Raw genomic sequence first — 19,569 nt, forward strand, 5'->3', positions numbered from 1 at the left:
TGTTAGTCCTTGTTCGCACGCGCCTCAATTAGGATGGCGCGTGCGATTTTTTCTGCCTCGGGGGAGTCGCCGCGGTGGATTGCTTCCGCTAGGTCCAGGTGGCGCTGTTCGGTGCCGGCCGTGGGGTTGCGTTTGCGGGAGCCAAAGAGGGAACGCCCGCGCACCATGGACAGCAGATAGGGGCTGAGAGCTGAAAACATCTCATTGCCCGAGGCATGGAGAACCATGGCATGAAAACGCAGGTCGGTAGCGAGGTGCTCACCGACGCGCCGCGTTGGCGTGTCTTGGAGGCGTTGGGCCAGCTCTAAGATCTCTTCCTTGTCTTCTTGGGACGCATGCAGCGCAGCGAGGCCGGCGGCGACGGGCTCGATGGCAAGGCGCAGTTCGTTGAGTGAGGAGCGCTGCCTGTCGCGGGATTTCTCTGAGCTCAGGCGCCACGAAATGATGGCGGGATCATAGACCGCCCACTCGCTGATGGGGAGCACCGTGATACCTACGCGGCGTGAAGAAGAGACCATGCCTAAGTGCTCTAGTGCGCGCATTGCCTCGCGGGCTACGGTTCGGGAAACTCCGAAACGCGCGCAGAGATCGGTGAGTGTAAAACGCTCACCGGCGGCAAGGGTGCCGCTGACGATGTCGGCGCCCATGGTGTCTAGAACGGTGCTGAGTAGGGGAGCGGAGGGCTCAGTCACGGGGAGCCGGTACCTCCATCGACATTCGGGGGCGTGTGAACAGGGCTTAAGTATAAAACACGCAGGAATTTTGGCCCCTAGTTTTACCGGGTACCATGGCACCAGACTCACAATAACTAGTAAGATGAGGTGACGTGCGTGTCTCACGAGTACGACGATTACATCGCTAGCCACGAGGCTCCGGTGAAGGCGATTAACTGGAACACGATTCCAGATGAGAAGGATCTCGAGGTGTGGGATCGCCTCACCGGTAACTTCTGGCTTCCGGAAAAGGTGCCGGTGTCTAACGATATCCAGAGCTGGAAAACTCTGACTGAGAAGGAGCAGGAGACCACCATGCGTGTCTTCGCTGGTCTCACTCTGCTCGATACCATCCAGGGCACCGTCGGTGCGGTATCGCTGCTTCCCGACGCCACCACTCTCCACGAAGAGGCGGTCTATACCAACATCGCCTTCATGGAGTCCGTTCACGCGAAGTCCTACTCCAATATCTTCATGACGTTGGCGTCGACTCCTATGATCAACGACGCCTTCCGCTGGTCCGAGGAGAATGAAAACCTCCAGCGCAAGGCAAAAATCGTTATGTCCTACTATCAGGGCGATGACCCGCTGAAGAAGAAGGTTGCGTCCACCTTGCTGGAATCCTTCCTCTTCTACTCAGGCTTCTTCCTGCCGATGTACTTCTCGTCGCGCGCAAAGCTGACGAACACGGCCGATATCATCCGCCTCATCATCCGCGATGAGGCCGTCCACGGCTATTACATCGGCTACAAGTTCCAGCAGGGCTACAAGAAGCTCTCGGAGTCGGAGCAGGAAGAGATGAAGGGCTACGCCTTCGACCTGCTCTATGAACTCTACGAGAACGAGATCGATTACACCGAGGATCTCTACGATGAGTTGGGCTGGACCGAGGATGTAAAGCGCTTCCTTCGCTACAACGCCAACAAGGCGCTCAATAACCTAGGCTTCGAGGGGCTTTTCCCGGCTGATGAAACCCGCGTGTCCCCGGCCATCCTGTCCTCCTTGTCTCCGAACGCGGATGAGAACCATGACTTTTTCTCTGGCTCCGGTTCCTCCTACGTGATTGGCAAGGCGGAGGAAACCACCGACGAGGACTGGGACTTCTAAGTAGCATCCACTGCCACGCCGCACCTCCTAGAACGATCAACCGAAAGTTTGATTCTTTCAGGGGGTGCGTTTTCGGGTTTTAGGGGCCGACACACCCGACCATCTGTGTTCTAGATCACCGCCTGGTGGGGCATGGCGTGGCAGGTCTGCCACGTACAAGGGGTTATCCGGATAAAACGGGGCTAACAAGGGCTATGGGGAATATCAGAGCGCTGGAAATTTGGCCCTGAGGTGCCCTAATATAAGGCGAGTAAACCTAGGTGTTTAATCACTGGGCGTGTGGCGCGATAAAACGCGTGATACCGATGTGGTTAGACGCTTGTTCTTCAGGAGGATTTTATGACCGCTGTGGCGCCACGGCTCGACGATTACGTCGCGCCTACACGTCCGGAGCCGACTGGTAACGCAAAGACCGGTTCCAAGGCGTGGATGTTGCTAACCACCACCGACCACAAGCAGCTGGGCATCATGTACATGATCATGGCCTTCAGCTTCTTCTTCCTCGGTGGCTTCATGGCTCTGCTGCTTCGCGCTGAGCTTTTCACCCCAGGATTGCAGTTCCTGTCCAACGAGCAGTTCAACCAGCTCTTCACCATGCACGGCACCGTCATGCTGCTGCTGTTTGCAACACCAGTGGTGTGGGCATTCGGTAACTATGTTCTGCCCCTGCAGATTGGCGCACCGGATGTGGCCTTCCCGCGTCTGAACGCTTTCGGTTTCTGGATTACCCTGACCGGCGGCGTCGTGATGCTCGCGGGCTTCTTGACCCCGGGCGGCGCTGCTGACTTCGGCTGGACCATGTACGTCCCGCTGTCTGACTCGGTTCACACCCCGGGTATCGGCGCCGACATGTGGATCGTCGGCGTGGGCGCTACCGGTGTCGGTACCATTGCTTCCGCCATCAACATGATCACCACGGTCCTCACCCTGCGTGCACCGGGCATGACCATGTTCCGTCTGCCGGTCTTCACCTGGGCAGTGTTTACCGCATCTGTCATCGTTCTGATGATCTTCCCGCTGCTGACCGCTGCGGCGCTGGGTGTTCTTTATGACCGCAAGCTGGGCGGCCACATCTTCGACTCCGCCAACGGCGGCGGCATCCTGTGGCAGCACCTCTTCTGGTTCTTCGGCCACCCGGAGGTCTACGTCCTGGCACTCCCGTTCTTCGGCATCATCTCTGAGGTTGTCCCGGTCTTCGCTCGCAAGCCGGTCTTCGGCTACATCGGTCTGGTCTTCGCCCTGCTGGCAATCGGTGCGCTGTCCATGGCCGTGTGGGCTCACCACATGTTCGTGACCGGTGCTATTCTGCTGCCGTTCTTCTCCTTCATGACCTTCCTCATTGCGGTTCCGACCGGCGTGAAGTTCTTCAACTGGGTCGGCACCATGTGGAAGGGCCACATCACCTGGGATACCCCGATGATCTTCGCCATGGGCTTCCTGGCAACCTTCCTCTTCGGCGGCATGACCGGTATTATGCTGGCCTCCCCGGCACTGGACTTCCACCTTGCTGAGTCCTACTTCTTGATTGCTCACTTCCACTACACCCTCTTCGGCACCGTGGTGTTCTCCGCCTTCGCTGGCCTGTACTTCTGGTTCCCGAAGATGACCGGCCGCATGCTCGATGAGCGCCTGGGCAAGATTCACTTCTGGCTGACCTTCATCGGCTTCCACGGCACCTTCCTGGTTCAGCACTGGGTGGGCAACATGGGTATGCCGCGTCGTTACGCCGACTACCTGGAGTCTGATGGCTTCACGGTCTTCAACCAGATTTCCACCATCTTCTCCTTCGTCCTCGGCGCCTCGGTTATCCCGCTGATTTGGAACGTCTTCAAGTCCTGGCGCTACGGTGAGATCGTCACCGTGGACGATCCGTGGGGCTATGGCAACTCCCTCGAGTGGGCCACCTCCTGCCCGCCGCCGCGCCACAACTTCGTGTCGCTGCCGCGCATTCGTTCCGAGCGCCCGGCCTTCGAGCTGCACTACCCGCACATGGTTAAGCGCATTCGCGAGGAAGCACACGTCGGCCACTAAGCACTCACTAGCTGAGTACTCCTGAAAACGCCGCCTCCCCATCACTGCGATGGGGAGGCGGCGTTTGCCGTAGGTGAAAAGGTCACGAACGTGGTGTGAGATAATAAGCCCCGTGGATAATCAAAGTGAACAAGTCTTCGCCGTTGTTACCGCCTCCGGCCCCGATAAGCCCGGCGTGTCGGCGGCCTTCTTCCGCGTACTGGGCTCTCATGATGTGGAGCTCGTCGACGCCGAGCAAGCCATCTTCTCCGGTCGGATTTCGCTGTCCGCCTACATCCGGGTTCGTTCCTCGCGCCTCGAGGCTTTGGAGCAGGGATTGCGAAATACGCTGAGCATCTACGCGCAGTCCATCAACGTGGATCTGCGAGAAGAAGAGTCAACCTCACGCCCGCGCTCGACGCACGTCGTCGTGGTTCTGGGACGCCAGCTCAACGCCAGCCAGATGTCTGCCATTGCTAAGGAACTGGCTAACCTCAACGTCAACATCGACCGTATCCGCGGGCTCTCCACTTATCCGCTCAATGGCTTGGAGCTGTATATCACGATCGATGGTGCTGCCGATCCTGTGCGCGCCATGCTGGCCCGCCTAGCTACCGAGCAAGGTGTCGACATCGCCATCGAGCGCTCCGGCCTGCAGCGCCGTTCGAAGCGGCTTATCTGCTTTGACTGCGATTCCACCCTTATCACCGGCGAGGTCATCGAAATGCTGGCCGCCCACGCCGGCAAGGAAGCCGAGGTTGCCGCAGTGACGGAGCGCGCGATGCGCGGCGAGCTGGACTTCGAGCAATCCCTACGCGAGCGCGTCGCCACCTTGGAAGGTTTGCCGGAGTCCGTCATCGCAGAAACCGCCGCCGATATTTGCCTGACCCCGGGCGTGCGGACCACCATCCGCACCCTCAAGCGCATGGGATACCGGGTTGCGGTAGTCTCTGGTGGCTTTATCCAGGTCCTCGAAGATCTGGCACAGGAACTCGACCTCGACTACGTGCGCGCCAACACGCTCGAAATCGTGGACGGTAAGCTCACCGGCCGCGTCATCGGTGACGTGGTGGACCGCAAGGCCAAGGAGAAGTTCCTGCGCGAATTCGCTGCGGATTCGGGCCTGAGCATGCTGCAGACCGTTGCCGTCGGCGATGGCGCTAACGATATCGACATGATTTCCGCCGCCGGCTTAGGCATCGCCTTCAACGCCAAGCCAGCGCTGCGCCAGGTTGCGGATACCTCCGTAAACCACCCATACATGGATGAGATTCTGCAGATCCTCGGTATCCCGATGGAAGAAGTTGCCAGTGAGTAATCTCCGCGAGGCCCATCGCCGTCTTGCGGCTGCGTGTAGCGAGCGCAGTTGGCGCGATGATCCTGAGGACCCGAACAAACCCGAGACCATTCAGGCGATGCAGATCGCGCTCAACCTGCCCAAGCAGGATCCGCCCGCGCGCACGGAGGTGCTCGAGGCGGCGGCTAAAGGCGTCGTCAAGCTCTGTCTCGATGATAGGGCTGGCCAGGATGGGGCCTTCGCCGAGGCCCTAGGGCAGTGGTACGGGCACCGCATCCGCAAGGTGGCGCGCCGCGCACGCAACAAGGCCTGGCGCGATGTGCAGTCCCTGCCCGGCGTCACCGTGGATGATCGCGCGCGCGTCTTCCTCCCCTCGGCGGTGCAGGACGTGCACCCACTCGTGGCGAAGCTGCAGATCGGCCACACCGACCTGCCGAAGGATGAGCCAGGGCCCGCGCTTGGCGACGCCCCCGTGATCTACGTCGATGCCTCCCTCGCCATGAGCGCGGGAAAGGCCGCAGCACAGGTAGGACACGGTTCGATGCTGTTAGCCGCGGCGATGAGCGCCGAGGAAGTGGAGAACTGGGCGGCAGAGGACTTTGCGCTGTCCGTCCGCGAAATCCCCCATGAGGAATTTGCCGTGGCTTGTGCGCGTCCGGGAGCGGTGGTGGTGCATGACGCCGGTTTCACCGAGGTCGCCCCAGACTCAGCTACGGTGTGCGCGCTGCGCCGTCCCTAGCGGGCCTCAACCAGGCGCTTGAGAGCGCCGCGCACAACCTCTGGGTCGCTCGTCGGCCACATCTGCGGCATGGAGGCTCGCAGGTAGGATCCGTAGCGCTTGGTTTCCAAGCGGCTATCGAGGACTGCGACGACCCCGCGGTCCGCAGTGGAGCGCAGCAGGCGGCCCGCTCCCTGGGCCATAAGCAGCGCCGCGTGCGTAGCGGAAACCTCCATAAAACCGTTGCGCCCAGCCGCCTTAGCTGCTTCGGTGCGCGCTTGCATCAGGGGATTATCCGGGCGGGGGAAGGGGATGCGGTCGATGAGCACCAGGGAACACGCGGGGCCCGGGACGTCGACACCCTGCCAGAGAGTGAGCGTGCCGAAGAGACAGGAGTTCTCGTTCTTCGTGAACTTATCCACGAGCGCGCCGATGGAGTCCTCGCCTTGGAGATAAATATCGAAAGGGAGCGTGGGCTTGAGCTCCTCGGCCGCTTGTTGTGCGGCCCGGCGTGAGGAGAAGAGACCGAGGGTGCGCCCGCCCGCGGCCATGATGAGCTCGCGGATTTCCTTAAGGGTCTGCGGGCTGAGTCCGTCGCGGCCTGGCTGCGGCAGGTGCGCTGCGGTATAGAGGATGCCGCTGCGCGCGGGGTCGAAAGGATAGCCCACGTCGAGACTGTCCCATGTACCTTTGGGCAGGCCCCATTGTGCGGCCATGGCGTCGAAGCGCCCGCCCAAGGCAAGCGTGGCGGAGGTCAGCACCACGGTCTGTTCGCCGAAGAGCTTTTCGTGCAACATGCCGGCGATGGAGAGCGGGGCCACGGCCAGGGTGTCGTTTAGCGTGCGCTCGTCGCGTTCCAGCCACACCACGTCGGCGTGCGCTGCGGGGTCACCGGTGGCGAAGACGTCGAGGATGCGGGCGATGGCTTCGACGAGGCTGCCGAGGTGATTGGCCAGGTTTTGGCGCTCGGCAGACTTTTCCGGATCCTGGGCCTGTTCGCCTTCGGGGGCGCGGGCGATGGTCTCGCGGCAGTCGCTTAACGTGTCCGCGAGGCTCATGAGTTGCTGCTTGGCTTCCTCCGGAAGATCGGTCCAGCGGCCCGGCGTGAATTCACCGAGTAGTTGGCTGAGCTCATTGGCTTGTTCGCTCAGCCGCTGGTCTTTGCCATTGGTGCCGAGGGACTTGGCGCGGTTGGCCGCCATTTTGAGGGCGCGCCCGGTGATCTCGGCGGTAGAGACCGAGGTGATGCGGCCATCTAGCTCGTGTGCCTCATCGATGATGACGACATCGTGCTCCGGCAGGATGTTGATGTCTGCCACCGCATCGATGGCGAGCAGCGCGTGGTTGGTGACGACGATGTCGACGTCCGCCGCGCGGCGCCGCGCGAGCTCCGCGAAGCAGTCCTCGCCGTGCGGGCAGCGGGTAGCACCAAGGCACTCATTGGAGGTGACGGAGACCTGCCGCCAGGCTAGATCGGGCACTCCCGGTTCGAGGTCCTCGCGGTCACCCGTCTCGGTGTCCTCCGCCCACTCGTAGACGCGCTGGACATGGCGGCCGAGGCTGGAGATGGCGTCCTGGTCAAGCAGGGCGTCTTCGTCGTCAAGCTCAGCGGCGCGAGAGACCTTGTTGAGGCAGACGTAGTTGGAACGCCCCTTCATGATGGCGAAGGTCGGCTTCTTTTCCAGGTGCGGTTCGAGGGCCTCGGCGAGGCGCGGCAGATCTCGTTCCACCAGCTGGCGTTGCAGTGCCAGCGTGGCCGTGGAAACAATCACGGTGTGCCCGGTCTCTTGCGCGTGGCGAAAAGCAGGGACGAGGTAAGCCAGTGATTTACCCGTACCCGTTCCAGCTTGCACGGCGAGGTGGCGCTCTTTTTCCAACGCGGTGGTCACGGCTTCCGCCATGCGCACCTGGCCGGCACGCCGCGCACCTCCGAGGGCGGAGACGGCGGCGTCGAGGAGGTCAACCGTTGAGTCCTGCATTTGAGTCAGTCTAGTCGGTTGCCTCCCGCACGCATCCTATGAGCCGAACCCGATGAAGCGGGTCGGCACCGCAGGTTCGTCGCGAGTCAGAGCCAACCCTTCCCACGGCAGAGTGGTGATGGCTTGGGCTAGGTACTCGCGGGCTTCGTGGAGGGTGGGCAGATTGTCCAGGATCTCTCCGTCGCGCATGAGCGGCACCGTCATGTCGCGGGTGCTCAGCGTCCCGGTGTCTGGGTCTTCGGCGGAGAAGGGGAGCACGAGCTCCTCGACGGCCACCCCGGAGGAGCGGTAGGTGCGCAGGGAGCGCTTTGCCCCGCCCTGCGACTTCTTCGAGGAGGAACGCTTGGCCACGGGATGGCCATCAACCTCGACGACCTTGTACACCATGCTGGCGGTTGGGGCGCCAGAGCCGGTGACCACCGAGGTACCGACGCCGTAGACGTCGACGGGATCTCCGCGCAGACCAGCGATGGCGAACTCGTCCAGGTCGGAAGAGACAACGATCTTCGTGTTGTGGTTGCCCAAGTCATCGAGCTGTTTGCGCACGCGGCGGGTGACAGCGGCCAAATCGCCGGAGTCGATGCGAACGCCGCCCAGCTCGGGGCCGGCCACCCGCACGGCGGTTTCCACGCCCTTGGTGATGTCGTAGGTATCCACCAACAGGGTGGTGCCCACGCCGAGGGTTTCGATCTGCCCGCGGAATGCCGCCTCCTCGTTCGGGGTTCCGTCTTCGTTGACGTGCGCGAGCGTCCATGCATGCGCCGCAGTACCGGAGACCGGGATGTCGTAGCGGTAGCCAGCTTCCAGGTTGGAAGTGGCCTGGAAACCGGCTAAGTAGGCGGCGCGGGCGGCGGTGACGGCGGCATACTCGTGCGTGCGGCGCGAGCCCATCTCGATGATGGGGCGGCCATCCGCAGCCACCACCATGCGTGAGGCCGCAGAGGCCACGGCGGAATCGGAATTCATGATGGACAGGATCACGGTTTCCAGGATCAGGCATTCGCCAAAGGTTCCGCGCACGGTCAGCAGTGGCGAGTTGGGGAAGTACAGCTCGCCTTCGCGATAGCCGTCGATGTGCCCGGAGAAACGGTAATTAGCCAGGTACTCCTTGGTCTCTGCATCGAGGAAATCCATCTCCGCCAGCTGCTGAGCGGTGAAGCGGAAGTCCCGGACTGCGCGAAGGACACGCTCGGTGCCGGCGACAACACCGTAGCGCCGCTCGTTGGGGAGGCGGCGGGCAAACACTTCGCAGGCCACCTGGCGGTGCGCGGAGCCATCGCGCAGCGCAGCCTGCAGCATGGTCAGCTCATACTTATCGGTAAGCAGGGCCGTAGAACGATCGCTGGGCCCGAGCCCAGAATCCTGGACGTTGTCTGAGGTAGTAGTCACATCGAAGATGCTACTCAGCGCGTACCGAAAAATCAGCAGTTCTATGCTTCGAGCTGAATGACAACGTAGACTTCGCCGTCGCTGTAAGCCGTGCCCACCGCAGCGGTGGTCATGCGGGGATCGCGCAAGGCGGCCACGTGGGAGGGGGAAGCTCGGAAGGCTTCGACAAATTCATAGGCGCTAGCTTTGTCCAAAGGAAGGTGGTGCTGGACCATTTGCACGTTTTCTTCTGATGGTCCTTCCTCGTGTGTTACCGCGTTGCACTCCGCCTTTTCGCGGGCTGCGGTTTGGCGGTCGATCCAGGGCACCAGCGGGGCTAGACCATCCTCCTTGCGCCACGTGTTGAGCGCCTCTATGAGCTCATCTTGGATGGTGGCGAGCTGGCGTTGGACGGGGACGTCGGGAAGCTCGTAATCGCACGTCGCCGGTGCGGGAGGCTCAGAATCCTGTGAGCTGCCGTTATCGGAGGGGCTGGTCAAGCTGAGCACGGCGGTCACGAGCGTGCCACCGAGGACCAATACGGTGATGATGCGCTGCACGAGAGGCACAAGGTCCTCTCTTGAGGGTTGGCGTCCCGCGAGAATGTCAGTAACGGCTGGGGGAAGGGAGAAAGAATTCATCGATGCCACCTGCAAACGACAATCAGGTTAAAGGTCGAAGACAGTATAACTGTTCGCGCGATGAAAAAATTTGGCTAGTGTAGAGGACATGAAAGCGCACAACGAAACGTCCGCAGTCGTGGTGATGAGTTCGCCCATGGCCGCCCCGGAGCTGGATGAGGCGATTGACGTCGACGTCGCCACGAGCGAAAACCTGCCGTGGATGTGCATTGTCTGGGATGACCCAGTCAACCTAATGAGCTACGTTTCCTACGTGTTCCAGACTGTTTTGGGTTATGACAAGAAGCGAGCTAACGAGCTGATGATGCAAGTCCATACCGAAGGTAAGGCGGCGGTGTCCTCGGGTGAACGCGACAAGGTTGAAGCTGACGTGAAGAAACTACAGGTCGCCGGCCTGTGGGCCACGATGCAGCAGGCAGGATAAGAGTATGCAGACGTGGAAGAAGAAAAAGTCCTTCATGCGTGGTGCGAAGTACACCACCGTATTCGAGCCCATGGAGCGTGAAGTCCTCGGTGATCTCACCGCGACGGTCTCCGAGGCCATCATCGCCCGCGCGCAGTCAGCGCCGAAGGATGAATTAGCGGACATGCTCGACATGCCCACTGGCCACACCGAAGCACCGGAGGATCCGTCACTGGCCCGTCTCTTTCCAGACTTCCAGAAGCCAGGGGATGAGGAGTTCGATGGTGATAATTCGCTGCTGCGCTCGCTGCACGAGAATGACATCGCGCGCGCCAAGCTGGAGAATCTCCAGGTGATTAACACCGCCCTTGGCCCCACTGGCGGGGTAGAGGTGGCTATCAGTGAGGAAGAGGCACATGCTTTCCTCGCCGGCCTCAATGACCTGCGCCTCTACATCGCTGCTGGCGACGTGCCGCAGGATACCCCCGGGGCAGACCGCGATGCGCTCGTGGAATGGCTGGCCTTCTGCCAGGATTCGTTGCTCAACGTCATCATGGACTAGCAGAAGCGCAGGCCGGGATTGGAGACGTAGTCCTTGCCTCACGCTTGCTAAAGTTGGAGGCATTATGACCACGAGTGGACCCTTTGGCCAGCAGCAATCGCATGAGCCCAACCCTTTCCAACCCCGCCCGGCAGGACCGGGAACGGGGCACCAACCCGTACTCAACAAGGGGGACTCGAAGAACTACACCCGGACCGGACGTTTAAAAACGGCTGCGTCTTTAACGGTGGGCTTCCTGGCCGTCGAGTGGATCATCCACATCATCAACTTCCTGTTCTTTGGAAGCGAGCTGGGGCAGTACGGCATTCACCCGTTGGATTTCAACGGTATCTGGGGGATCTTCACCGCGCCGCTGCTCCACGCAAACTTTGAGCACCTCATCGGTAACTCGCTGCCAGGTGCGGTGTTTTGTTTCCTGATTGGCCTATCCGGGCGTAAGGCGTGGTGGGAGGTCACCATCATCGTGGTACTCATCGCCGGTGTTGGCACGTGGCTGCTGGGCGGGCCGGGAACCTCGCATATTGGCGCCTCGGGCGTGGTGTATGGCTGGTTGGCATACCTTATCGTGCGGGGTATCTTTAACCACTCGTTGAGCCAGTTCCTCGTTGGCTTAGGCCTTGGTTTTGCCTACTCCGGCCTCATCTGGGGCGTGCTGCCCATCTATGAGGGAGTGAGCTGGCAGGGCCACCTTTTCGGTGCCATTGGCGGCATCGTTGCGGGCATGGTGATCACCTCTGATGACCCGATGAGAAAGGTTAAGCCTGCGCCTCGAGGAGTGATGAACTAATGGCTGATGCAACCTCTCCCATTGGGATTTTTGATTCAGGTGTAGGCGGACTCACCGTTGCGCGCACAATCATTGAGCAGCTTCCCGACGAATCCATCGTCTACATCGGCGATACCGCCCGTGCCCCTTATGGCCCGCGGCCCATTGCCCAAGTCCGTGAGCTGTCCACCGCGATTGCTGATGAACTCGTGGAGCGTGGCTGCAAGATGCTGGTGATTGCGTGCAACACCGCCACCGCAGCCTTCCTCCACGATGCCCGCGAGCGCTACGACATTCCGGTCGTCGAGGTGATTCGTCCGGCCGTGCGCCGTGCCATTGCCACCACCCGCAACGGCAAGATCGGCGTGATCGGCACGGAGGGCACCATTAATTCAGGTGCTTATCAAGATCTTTTTGCGGTCAACCCGAACGTCGAGTGCGAGGCAGTTGCTTGCCCGGACTTTGTGAACTTTGTCGAGCGCGGCATTACCGCTGGGCGCCAGATCCTCGGTGTGGCGGAAGGCTACCTCGCTCCGCTGCAATCGGCAGGGGTCGACACACTCGTCCTCGGCTGCACGCACTACCCGCTGCTCACAGGCGTCATCCAGCTCGCTATCGGTGACAACGTCACCTTGGTGTCTTCCGCCGAGGAGACCACGAAGGACGTTTTGCGCATCCTCACCAAGACGGACATGCTTGCCCCGGCGGGGCAAGTGCCAACCCGCAGTTTTGAGTGCACTGGTGACCACGCGGCGTTCGAGCGTTTGGCTACGCGATTCCTGGGACCCAAGATTTAGCACCGGCAAAGATGTACAATCGAGCCAAATCTCGCATCCCCCATTGTTTCGTGGAACTATTGAACGCATGAAGCTGACCATCCTAGGCTGTTCCGGGTCGGTGCCCACTGTGGGTAATCCGGCCTCTGGCTACCTCCTGTCATTCCCCTCGGCTCCGTCCATCATCATGGACCTCGGCCCGGGTACGCTTGCTCGCCTGCAGGAACTCCAGGATCCTTGCGATGCCCACGTGGCATTAACGCATCTCCACGCTGACCACTGCCTAGACTTCCCGTCGCTGATGGTCTGGCGCCGTTTCCACCCCACGGCCCCGGCAGCTTCTCGCAATTTTTGCCTCGGCCCGGCGGCGACTGAAACCCACTTGGGCCGGTTGTCATCGGATGCCCCGGATGGGGTGGATGATATGAGTGATTCCTTTGCGTTTAGTCCCTGGGTGGACCGTGAGCGCCAGCTTGTCGACGATGTCTACATCACGCCTTTCCGTACCGTGCACCCGGTAGAAACGTATGCCCTGCGGGTCGAGCACACGAAGACCGGCGCAACTGTGTGTTACTCGGCGGATTCCGCTTATACGCCCGCACTCGTTGAGGCTGCCCAAGGCGTGGATGCTTTCCTCTGCGAGGCTGCATGGGGCGAGACTTCGGAGGATAAGGCTCCAGACATGCACATGTCGGGAGCAGAAGCTGGGCGCCTAGCGCGTGAGGCAGGGGTAAAGAAGCTCGTGCTTGTTCACCTACAGCCGTGGGGCGATGTCGCCGCAACATATGCCGCCGCTGCCCGCGAGTTCGACGGAGAGATCGTCGTCGGCGCCGCTGGGATGGAGCTCGACTTTTAACACGCGCGGTAGGGTAGTGGGCATGACTGATTTCACTCGTGCTGATGGTCGCACGCTCGACCAACTCCGTAGCGTTCGCATTACCCGTAATTTCACCACCAATCCGGCTGGGTCGGTGCTGGTGGAGTTCGGCAACACCCGAGTCATGTGTACGGCTTCCGTGGAATTCGGGGTGCCGCGTTTTAAGAAGGATTCCGGCGAGGGCTGGCTGACTGCTGAGTACGCCATGCTGCCCTCTGCAACCCACGAGCGCATGCCGCGCGAGTCGATGAAGGGCAAGGTCAAGGGCCGTACCCACGAGATTTCCCGCCTGGTGGGCCGCAGCCTGCGCGCCGCCGTGGACCTGTCTGAGCTGGGGGAGAACACCATCCAGCTGGATTGCGACGTGCTGCAGGCAGACGGCGGTACCCGCACGGCGTCGATCACCGGCGCGTATGTGGCGCTTGCTGATGCGATTGCTTACCTCAAGGAGGAAGGCGTCGTCCCGGGCGAGCCGCTGCTGGATCCCATCGCTGCTGTTTCCGTCGGCATCATCGACGGCCACGTGTGCCTCGACCTGCCCTATGAAGAGGATTCCCGCGCGGAGGTCGATCTCAACGTGGTGATGCAGGAAGGCGGAGACTTCGTTGAGATTCAGGGCACCGGCGAGCACGGTTTGTTCGGCCGCGCGGAGCTCAATGACATGTTGGACGTGGCGCAGGCTGGTTGCGCCCAGCTTATCGACGCTCAAAAGGCGGCCCTCGGATGGTAAAGCTCCTCGTCGCTTCGAATAATGCCAAGAAGCTCAAGGAACTAGAGAAGATCCTCGCCGACGCCGGCATCGCGGGCATCGAGCTGCTCCCGCTTTCCGCGGTGGAGGCTTACCCGGAGCCCGTGGAGGATGGCCGCACCTTTGCCGACAACGCGTTGATTAAGGCGCGCGCCGGGGTGCAGCACACCGGCTTGGCAACGATTGCGGATGATTCCGGCCTCGCGGTGGAAGAACTCAACGGCATGCCTGGTGTGCTCTCGGCCCGGTGGTCGGGCGGACACGGCGACGATGAAGCGAATAATCGTTTGCTGTTGGGGCAGATGTCCCACGTGCCCGCGGAGCGTCGCGCAGCAGCATTCGTGTCGGTCTGCGCGCTGGTGACCCCGGATGGCCAGGAGCACGTGGTGGAGGGCCGCTGGCCAGGCTCCTTGCTCACCGCTCCACAGGGCGAAAATGGCTTCGGCTACGATCCCCTCTTCCAGCCCGAGGGTGAATCCCGCTCCGCCGCGGAGATGTCCCCGGAGGAAAAGAACGCGGTGTCGCACCGCGGCCGCGCACTGGCGCAGCTGCGCGAACCTTTGGCGGCCCTCGCCGGGCAAGCCTAAGCGCGCGGAACTGGGAATAACAAAAGCCCCGCTCGAAATTTGCCGAGCGGGGTTTGAAATTGTGCGCCCGGTGAGACTTGAACTCACACGTCATAAGACACTAGAACCTAAATCTAGCGCGTCTGCCAATTCCGCCACGGGCGCTGGTTTTGTTGCTGCGGAGTACTACCTTCTCTGCGCAACGTCCACTAGCCTACAGGGCAGCAGGCCGCGGAAGGAAATCCACTTTTCACGGCGTGGTGGGTAGGCTGTTGTGGGTGAGCACCAACCCAGCACCGAAAAAGCGGATGAAGGTTCGATGGTGGCACATCGTCCTCATCGTGTTCTTTGTCGTGCTCTTTTTGTTCCTTGCCTATTGGCAGTGGACTCGGTTCCGCTCTGGCTCGGGAACCTTCCAAAATCTGGGATACGCCTTCCAGTGGCCGCTCTTCGCGGTGTTCGTGGTCTACGCATACCGCACCGCTATGCGCTACGAGAATGAGCGTATCGATGCAGAGAACGAAGCCCTCGAGCGGGGAGAAGAACCAGCTCAGTATGAAGCAAAGAGCGTGAGGTCAACCAAGGAACAAGCCGTGACCAAGATCGACGAGGATTTCCTGCCACCTCGGCCGCAGGTTGATGTGGAAACCTTCAACGCCATGAACAAACAGCGCCGCCGTCGCGGCACCGAAGAGGAGAATTAATGAGCAACTCAGTGAGCAACGCCGTCCACCCAGACCGCCAGGCCCGCATCCGTGGTCCGCTGAAGTTCTTTTCCATCGCCGCCACGGTTACCGGTATCTTCCTTCTTATTTTGGTTGTGCGCATGATCCTGCAGTACGGCGTAGGCATGGAAATGCCGTCGTGGGCCACGCTCATTGCCCAAGCCCACGGCGTGGCCTATATGGTCTACCTCGTTTCCATCCTGGTTCTTGGGCCGCGTGTCATGTGGCCGGTGAGCAAGTTGTTCACCACGGCGCTTGCCGGTGTTGTCCCGTTCCTGTCCTTCTGGATGGAGCACAAGCGTCGCACTGAAATCGTCGAAAAGTTCCAGCTTTAGGCGCCTTCCACCGGCACCATCGTGAGGTTGGCGCCGGCATCGACCACATCCTGGGCTAGATCCTGGGATAGGTCAGTCGTTGTGATGACCGTGTCTACTTGATCAAATGTGGCCACGCGGTGGGCTGACATGCGCGTGAATTTCTCTGGTGTGGTGACAACGATGACTCGTCGGGCGGCTTGGAAATAGGCCCGCTTAATGGTCGCCTCGGTGAGGTTCGGGGACATAAGGCCTACCGACGGAGTGCACGCGCAGATTCCGACAATCGCGAGGTCGAAGCGCATAGACAGGACTGTTTCAACCGCTTCCGCCCCGTACACCGCAAGATCGTCGCTGTTGACGGTTCCGCCGGGAATGATGACGTCACTGCCCGGCGTCTTGGCTAATGCTGCGCCCGCGTACAGGGACATCGCTAGTGCTGTGATGTCCATGCCGGCGAGATTGCGGGCAACGGCAGTTGGTGTTGTCCCTGAGTCAACGAGCACGCAGGAGCCTGGTTCAACGAGGCGGGCAGCCTCCGCAGCAATCGCCCGTTTGCCGGCGGGATCCTCTTTTCGGCGTACCTCCAGGGGATAGCGGGCGCCCCTTCGAACCGCGGGGCGCGCTCCTCCGTGAAATCGTTCGAGGGCCCCTACTTCTTCCAGCGCCGCGAGGTCGCGGCGGACGGTAATAGCGGAAGCTCCGGTGAGTTCTTGTAATTGGCTGACCGTTTTGCTTCCTGAGTCAACGGCCCAAATGATTCTGCGCTGGCGTTCTTCCTTGTCCATGGGCTTGATTGTATCGGCATGAAATGACCATGGTTGGTGAACGCTTCAATCTTTAATCTGTAGCTTGTCAAGGCAAAAAGCCACGTCAAGCACGATTAAGGAAGATGATTGAAATGCGCAAGACCATAACCCTTGGGCTTATGATGAGCAAACGGCTCGCAGATGACATCGCCGCTTATGCGCCGCAAGGAGTCTCTGTCCGGTGGATCGGTAGCGAAGCGGAAGCGCGTGCGTGCGACGGCGTGATTGTCGACGCCACAGAATTCGCTGGTGTTCTTCCCGGCCAGGTTGTGCTGGTGCTTGGCGACGTCAACGGAGCCGCCGAAGAACGCCTTCGGAAGTCGGGGTCGGTGGTCATGGATCGTCACCTGCGCACGCATATCGACACCCTGTTAATGGCTTTTGCTGCTTTCGCTGAGCAGCAGGCTCTCATCTCGGTGGTTGCAGGTGACGTGTACTAAAACTGCGGAGACTAATCTGGAGCGTAGCTATCTCTACTACGCACGAAGGGCTAAGCCTCATGTCTCCTCGCAAACTCAGCACCACGCTCATCGCGTTGGTGGTGCTTCTCTCACTCGCCTGTGCCGGTTTAGGTGTGTATGCCGTGCGCCAACCACAAGAGGTGTATACCGCGCCGGTAGAGTCAACCAATTCGCAGGTAATCAACGCAGTCGAGCGCGAGGAGCAAGTCGTCTTGCTTAGCCTCGGTATCCAAGGACTCACAGAGAAGTCTTCCGCTGGGCAGGTATTTGGCGTGAGGGTTCCGTGGACCGACCGCACCCAGTTTGTGCAGTATTCCTACAAAGCCAAGCTTGGTATTGAGGGTAAGGACGTGAGCGTCACCGAAACCGGCGAGCATTCCTACACGGTCCACATCCCGGACTTCATCTTCATCGGGCACACCGACGAGGAGTTTAAGACCGCCGTGGAGAACAACGGAGTTCTCAGCTGGACCACGCAGCCACTCGACGCTGCATCCACGGTGTCGGACGTCCTCAGCGCCGATAAGAAGCGCAAGGACATCAACGACAACCGCGAGCTCTTACAAGACCAAGCCCGCAGCTTTTATGAAGGCATCATTCGCGGAGTGGACTCCGAAGCCCAGGTCACCATGGAGTTCCACAAACCTTCGCCCGCCAAGTGACCTTGAAGGCGGAATGAACCTTCTCCTACTCGGAATGAACCTATTAACGTCGAGTGGCCTTGTACGTGGAATGAACCTTTTCTACGTCGAGTGACTTCTGGTCACTCGACCTCCGTGAACTTGCGGTCCCAATAAGCCCGAACTGGGTTGGCGTCCGCGAGGAGGATGTCGAAGCGGTCGTTGGCAATCTCGATGATTTCGCTCAAGACCACGCGCTGTTCCAGCTCATCCGAGTTGGACAAGCGGCGCACGCCCGCATCGATAACGCGGTCGGCCGAGTCGTTGGTGTCCAGGTATGCCACAAAGGGCATGTCGAAGCGCTTGCGGTAGGCCGTTGAAACGTCGATAAGCTGCTGCGTCTGTACATCATCGAGGTCATCCAAGGCCAAGGATCCGCGGTCGGCGGAGATGGTGGCGGCCGAGTCAGCGTCGACAAGCAGCAGCTCATCCATCGCCGGGTAGTCGTGGATCAGTGCGCGGTGCTTCTCACTCGGGGCGGTGAGCACCGCAACCTGGATTGCTTCCCGCAGTTGGCTGACGTCCTGGAAGGGACGCAGCTCCCAGGCGGCCTCAAGCGGCCAGGTCTCGTTGTTAAAGAGCGGGCGCAGGGCGCTGACGAAGCTGTCGCGCTCCATCTCGTTGAGCTCCTTAAGGGAGACGCCGGCGCCGTCGAGGCGGCTGACATCATCACCCGACTGCGCACCGACGTGGAAGAACAGTAAGTTGAGGAGAATCGCCGTAATTGCGCCGATGGACATTCCGGAGGAGACAAAGATCTGCGCCCACTCCGGGAAGGCGGTGGCTACGTCCGGTTTGAAGGTGACCAGCATGGCCAAGCCCAGCGCGGTGGTAACGATGGCGGCGTTGCGGCCGTCGGTGATGTCTTCTTTCGCAATGGTCTGCAGGCCGGCCCAGGCAACGTTGGCGAAGAGCGCCAACGAGGCACCGCCGAGCACCGGGGAGGGGATAGCCGCCACCACGGCGGCGGCCTTGGGCAGTAGTCCCAGGATGATCATGAAACCGGCTGCCGATGCTGCCACCCAGCGCGATTTCACACCGGTCAGGCGAACCAAGCCGACGTTTTGCGCGAAGCAGGTATACGGGAAGGAGTTCATCACGCCGCCCAGGGTGGTGGAGAGGCCATCGGCGCGGATGGCGCGCACAACGTCATCGCGCTTGATGCGCTTCTTTACAATCTCACCGGTGGCGAAAACATCGCCGGTGGTCTCCACCATGGTGATGATCATGACGATGATGAGGGAGAGAATCGCCATGATGTCGAAGCGCGGCATGCCGAAATAGAAAGGCGTGGTCATGCCGATGGCGTCGGCCTCACGCACACCGTCGAAGGACGTATCACCCAACACGAGCGCCAAAGCGGTGCCGATGATCAAACCAAGCAGCACCGACAGCGTCCCCAGAAAGCCACGGAAGAAGCGCTGAACCACGATGATGATGGCCAGCGTGCCGAAGCCATACAGCAGATCGCGCGCGGCCGGAACCCCGTCGGCGTAATTGACAAAGTCATTTGCAGATACCGCCAGCAGCGATGTACCCATGACCAAGAGCACGGTGCCGGTGACAATCGGCGGGAAGTATTTGAGCACTCGTCCAAAGACCGGCGCGGCGAAAAACGTAAAAATACCGGCGGCAATAATTGCGCCATAAATCGTAGGCAGCGGCTGGTCACCCGCGCTGAGTCCGATAGCAATGATGGGGCTGACCGCCGTGGTGGTCACACCCTGGATGATGGGCAGGCGAACGCCGATGTGCTTGCCGACGCCCACCGCCTGGATCAACGTCGCCAGACCACAGGTCAACAGGTCGGCGTTGATGAGGTGGATCGTTGTGGCCTCATCCAGCCCCAGCGAGCCCGCGATAAGCAGCGGGACGATGACCGCGCCAGCATAAAATGCGAGGACGTGCTGGAGTCCGAGCGCTGCCAACTTCGGGGCTGGTGGGACGGCGTCGACCGGGTGTGTGGGCTGAGGGGCGGTTGCGATGTCGGACACGCGGGGAGGCTCCTTGCTAAAAAGCGAGACGAGGATACTGCGCATAACAATAGAG

General features: G+C 60.8%; 21 protein-coding genes and 1 tRNA gene. 15 read left to right on the forward strand and 7 right to left on the reverse strand.

Annotated elements, in window-relative coordinates:
• Positions 1-2: 2 nt before the first annotated feature.
• On the reverse strand, positions 3-647 hold the full coding sequence (locus tag HMPREF2912_RS07435; RefSeq protein ID WP_154762484.1) for a FadR/GntR family transcriptional regulator: 645 nt from the start codon (positions 645-647) through the stop codon (positions 3-5).
• A 183-nt stretch (positions 648-830) separates the two neighbouring features.
• Between HMPREF2912_RS07435 and nrdF the strand changes: the two genes are divergently transcribed.
• The 4 genes from nrdF (at position 831) to HMPREF2912_RS07455 (ending at position 5,866) form a co-directional block, all read left to right on the forward strand.
• Positions 831-1,820 carry a class 1b ribonucleoside-diphosphate reductase subunit beta gene (nrdF, locus tag HMPREF2912_RS07440; RefSeq protein ID WP_070522424.1) on the forward strand — a complete coding sequence of 330 codons (990 nt, stop codon included), beginning with the start codon at positions 831-833 and terminating at the stop codon, positions 1,818-1,820.
• Between the two features lie 339 nt (positions 1,821-2,159).
• Positions 2,160-3,851: an aa3-type cytochrome oxidase subunit I gene (gene ctaD / locus HMPREF2912_RS07445; RefSeq protein WP_070522420.1), complete on the forward strand. Its 1,692-nt coding sequence runs from the start codon at positions 2,160-2,162 to the stop codon at positions 3,849-3,851.
• A 103-nt stretch (positions 3,852-3,954) separates the two neighbouring features.
• Positions 3,955-5,148 carry a phosphoserine phosphatase SerB gene (gene serB, locus HMPREF2912_RS07450; RefSeq protein WP_070530098.1) on the forward strand — a complete coding sequence of 398 codons (1,194 nt, stop codon included), beginning with the start codon at positions 3,955-3,957 and terminating at the stop codon, positions 5,146-5,148.
• Entirely contained in the window at positions 5,141-5,866 is a 726-nt protein-coding gene (locus tag HMPREF2912_RS07455; protein ID WP_070625006.1) for a peptidyl-tRNA hydrolase, read from the forward strand. Before serB ends, HMPREF2912_RS07455 begins: the two co-directional genes overlap by 8 nt.
• Here HMPREF2912_RS07455 and HMPREF2912_RS07460 read toward each other — a convergent pair.
• The 3 genes from HMPREF2912_RS07460 to HMPREF2912_RS07470 are packed head-to-tail and all read right to left on the reverse strand — an operon-like array spanning position 5,863 to position 9,833.
• Positions 5,863-7,824 carry an ATP-dependent DNA helicase gene (locus HMPREF2912_RS07460; RefSeq protein ID WP_070683751.1) on the reverse strand — a complete coding sequence of 654 codons (1,962 nt, stop codon included), beginning with the start codon at positions 7,822-7,824 and terminating at the stop codon, positions 5,863-5,865. The two genes, HMPREF2912_RS07455 and HMPREF2912_RS07460, sit on opposite strands and share 4 nt — an antisense overlap.
• 36 nt (positions 7,825-7,860) lie before the next feature.
• Complete coding sequence (locus tag HMPREF2912_RS07465; RefSeq protein ID WP_070530062.1) at positions 7,861-9,213, reverse strand: nicotinate phosphoribosyltransferase; 1,353 nt, start codon at positions 9,211-9,213, stop codon at positions 7,861-7,863.
• Positions 9,214-9,254: 41 nt separating this feature from the next.
• Positions 9,255-9,833, reverse strand: a complete 579-nt coding sequence (locus HMPREF2912_RS07470; protein ID WP_070530060.1) for a CAP domain-containing protein — start codon at positions 9,831-9,833, stop codon at positions 9,255-9,257.
• An 88-nt stretch (positions 9,834-9,921) separates the two neighbouring features.
• Between HMPREF2912_RS07470 and clpS the strand changes: the two genes are divergently transcribed.
• From clpS to rdgB, 7 genes are all read left to right on the forward strand, one after another.
• On the forward strand, positions 9,922-10,257 hold the full coding sequence (gene clpS / locus HMPREF2912_RS07475; RefSeq protein ID WP_083312491.1) for an ATP-dependent Clp protease adapter ClpS: 336 nt from the start codon (positions 9,922-9,924) through the stop codon (positions 10,255-10,257).
• 4 nt (positions 10,258-10,261) lie between these two features.
• Positions 10,262-10,798, forward strand: coding sequence for a DUF2017 domain-containing protein (locus HMPREF2912_RS07480; RefSeq protein ID WP_070522403.1), 537 nt, complete (start codon positions 10,262-10,264; stop codon positions 10,796-10,798).
• 64 nt (positions 10,799-10,862) lie between these two features.
• The gene (locus tag HMPREF2912_RS07485) at positions 10,863-11,585 is read left to right on the forward strand and encodes a rhomboid family intramembrane serine protease (protein ID WP_070683753.1); all 723 of its coding nucleotides are present in this window, start codon (positions 10,863-10,865) and stop codon (positions 11,583-11,585) included.
• The gene (gene murI / locus HMPREF2912_RS07490; protein WP_070683755.1) at positions 11,585-12,361 is read left to right on the forward strand and encodes a glutamate racemase; all 777 of its coding nucleotides are present in this window, start codon (positions 11,585-11,587) and stop codon (positions 12,359-12,361) included. Before HMPREF2912_RS07485 ends, murI begins: the two co-directional genes overlap by 1 nt.
• 67 nt (positions 12,362-12,428) lie before the next feature.
• Positions 12,429-13,196 (forward strand): MBL fold metallo-hydrolase, encoded by a 768-nt coding sequence (locus HMPREF2912_RS07495; protein ID WP_070522394.1) that lies wholly within the window; start codon positions 12,429-12,431, stop codon positions 13,194-13,196.
• Between the two features lie 22 nt (positions 13,197-13,218).
• The gene (gene rph, locus HMPREF2912_RS07500) at positions 13,219-13,947 is read left to right on the forward strand and encodes a ribonuclease PH (RefSeq protein WP_070530053.1); all 729 of its coding nucleotides are present in this window, start codon (positions 13,219-13,221) and stop codon (positions 13,945-13,947) included.
• Positions 13,941-14,552: an RdgB/HAM1 family non-canonical purine NTP pyrophosphatase gene (gene rdgB / locus HMPREF2912_RS07505; protein ID WP_070516103.1), complete on the forward strand. Its 612-nt coding sequence runs from the start codon at positions 13,941-13,943 to the stop codon at positions 14,550-14,552. Before rph ends, rdgB begins: the two co-directional genes overlap by 7 nt.
• A 62-nt stretch (positions 14,553-14,614) precedes the next feature.
• Here rdgB and HMPREF2912_RS07510 read toward each other — a convergent pair.
• A tRNA-Leu gene (locus HMPREF2912_RS07510) sits at positions 14,615-14,696 on the reverse strand.
• A gap of 143 nt (positions 14,697-14,839) precedes the next feature.
• Here HMPREF2912_RS07510 and HMPREF2912_RS07515 point away from each other — a divergent pair.
• Together HMPREF2912_RS07515 and HMPREF2912_RS07520 are read left to right on the forward strand one after the other, a co-directional pair.
• Positions 14,840-15,235 (forward strand): SURF1 family protein, encoded by a 396-nt coding sequence (locus HMPREF2912_RS07515; RefSeq protein ID WP_070530048.1) that lies wholly within the window; start codon positions 14,840-14,842, stop codon positions 15,233-15,235.
• Complete coding sequence (locus HMPREF2912_RS07520) at positions 15,235-15,591, forward strand: DUF3817 domain-containing protein (protein ID WP_070530046.1); 357 nt, start codon at positions 15,235-15,237, stop codon at positions 15,589-15,591. Before HMPREF2912_RS07515 ends, HMPREF2912_RS07520 begins: the two co-directional genes overlap by 1 nt.
• On the opposite strand, the gene HMPREF2912_RS07525 is transcribed toward HMPREF2912_RS07520, so the two are convergent.
• Entirely contained in the window at positions 15,588-16,358 is a 771-nt protein-coding gene (locus HMPREF2912_RS07525) for a DeoR/GlpR family DNA-binding transcription regulator (protein WP_070683757.1), read from the reverse strand. The two genes, HMPREF2912_RS07520 and HMPREF2912_RS07525, sit on opposite strands and share 4 nt — an antisense overlap.
• A gap of 113 nt (positions 16,359-16,471) precedes the next feature.
• Between HMPREF2912_RS07525 and HMPREF2912_RS07530 the strand changes: the two genes are divergently transcribed.
• The gene (locus tag HMPREF2912_RS07530) at positions 16,472-16,819 is read left to right on the forward strand and encodes a hypothetical protein (RefSeq protein WP_227485862.1); all 348 of its coding nucleotides are present in this window, start codon (positions 16,472-16,474) and stop codon (positions 16,817-16,819) included.
• Positions 16,820-16,878: 59 nt separating this feature from the next.
• Positions 16,879-17,502, forward strand: coding sequence for a hypothetical protein (locus HMPREF2912_RS07535; protein WP_070530038.1), 624 nt, complete (start codon positions 16,879-16,881; stop codon positions 17,500-17,502).
• Between the two features lie 101 nt (positions 17,503-17,603).
• Here the strand turns inward: HMPREF2912_RS07535 and HMPREF2912_RS07540 are convergent, their stop codons facing one another.
• Positions 17,604-19,514 carry a solute carrier family 23 protein gene (locus HMPREF2912_RS07540; protein WP_070530036.1) on the reverse strand — a complete coding sequence of 637 codons (1,911 nt, stop codon included), beginning with the start codon at positions 19,512-19,514 and terminating at the stop codon, positions 17,604-17,606.
• Positions 19,515-19,569 lie beyond the last annotated feature (55 nt).

It is taken from the genome of Corynebacterium sp. HMSC056E09 (genome assembly GCF_001813425.1).
Lineage (GTDB): Bacteria > Actinomycetota > Actinomycetes > Mycobacteriales > Mycobacteriaceae > Corynebacterium > Corynebacterium hesseae.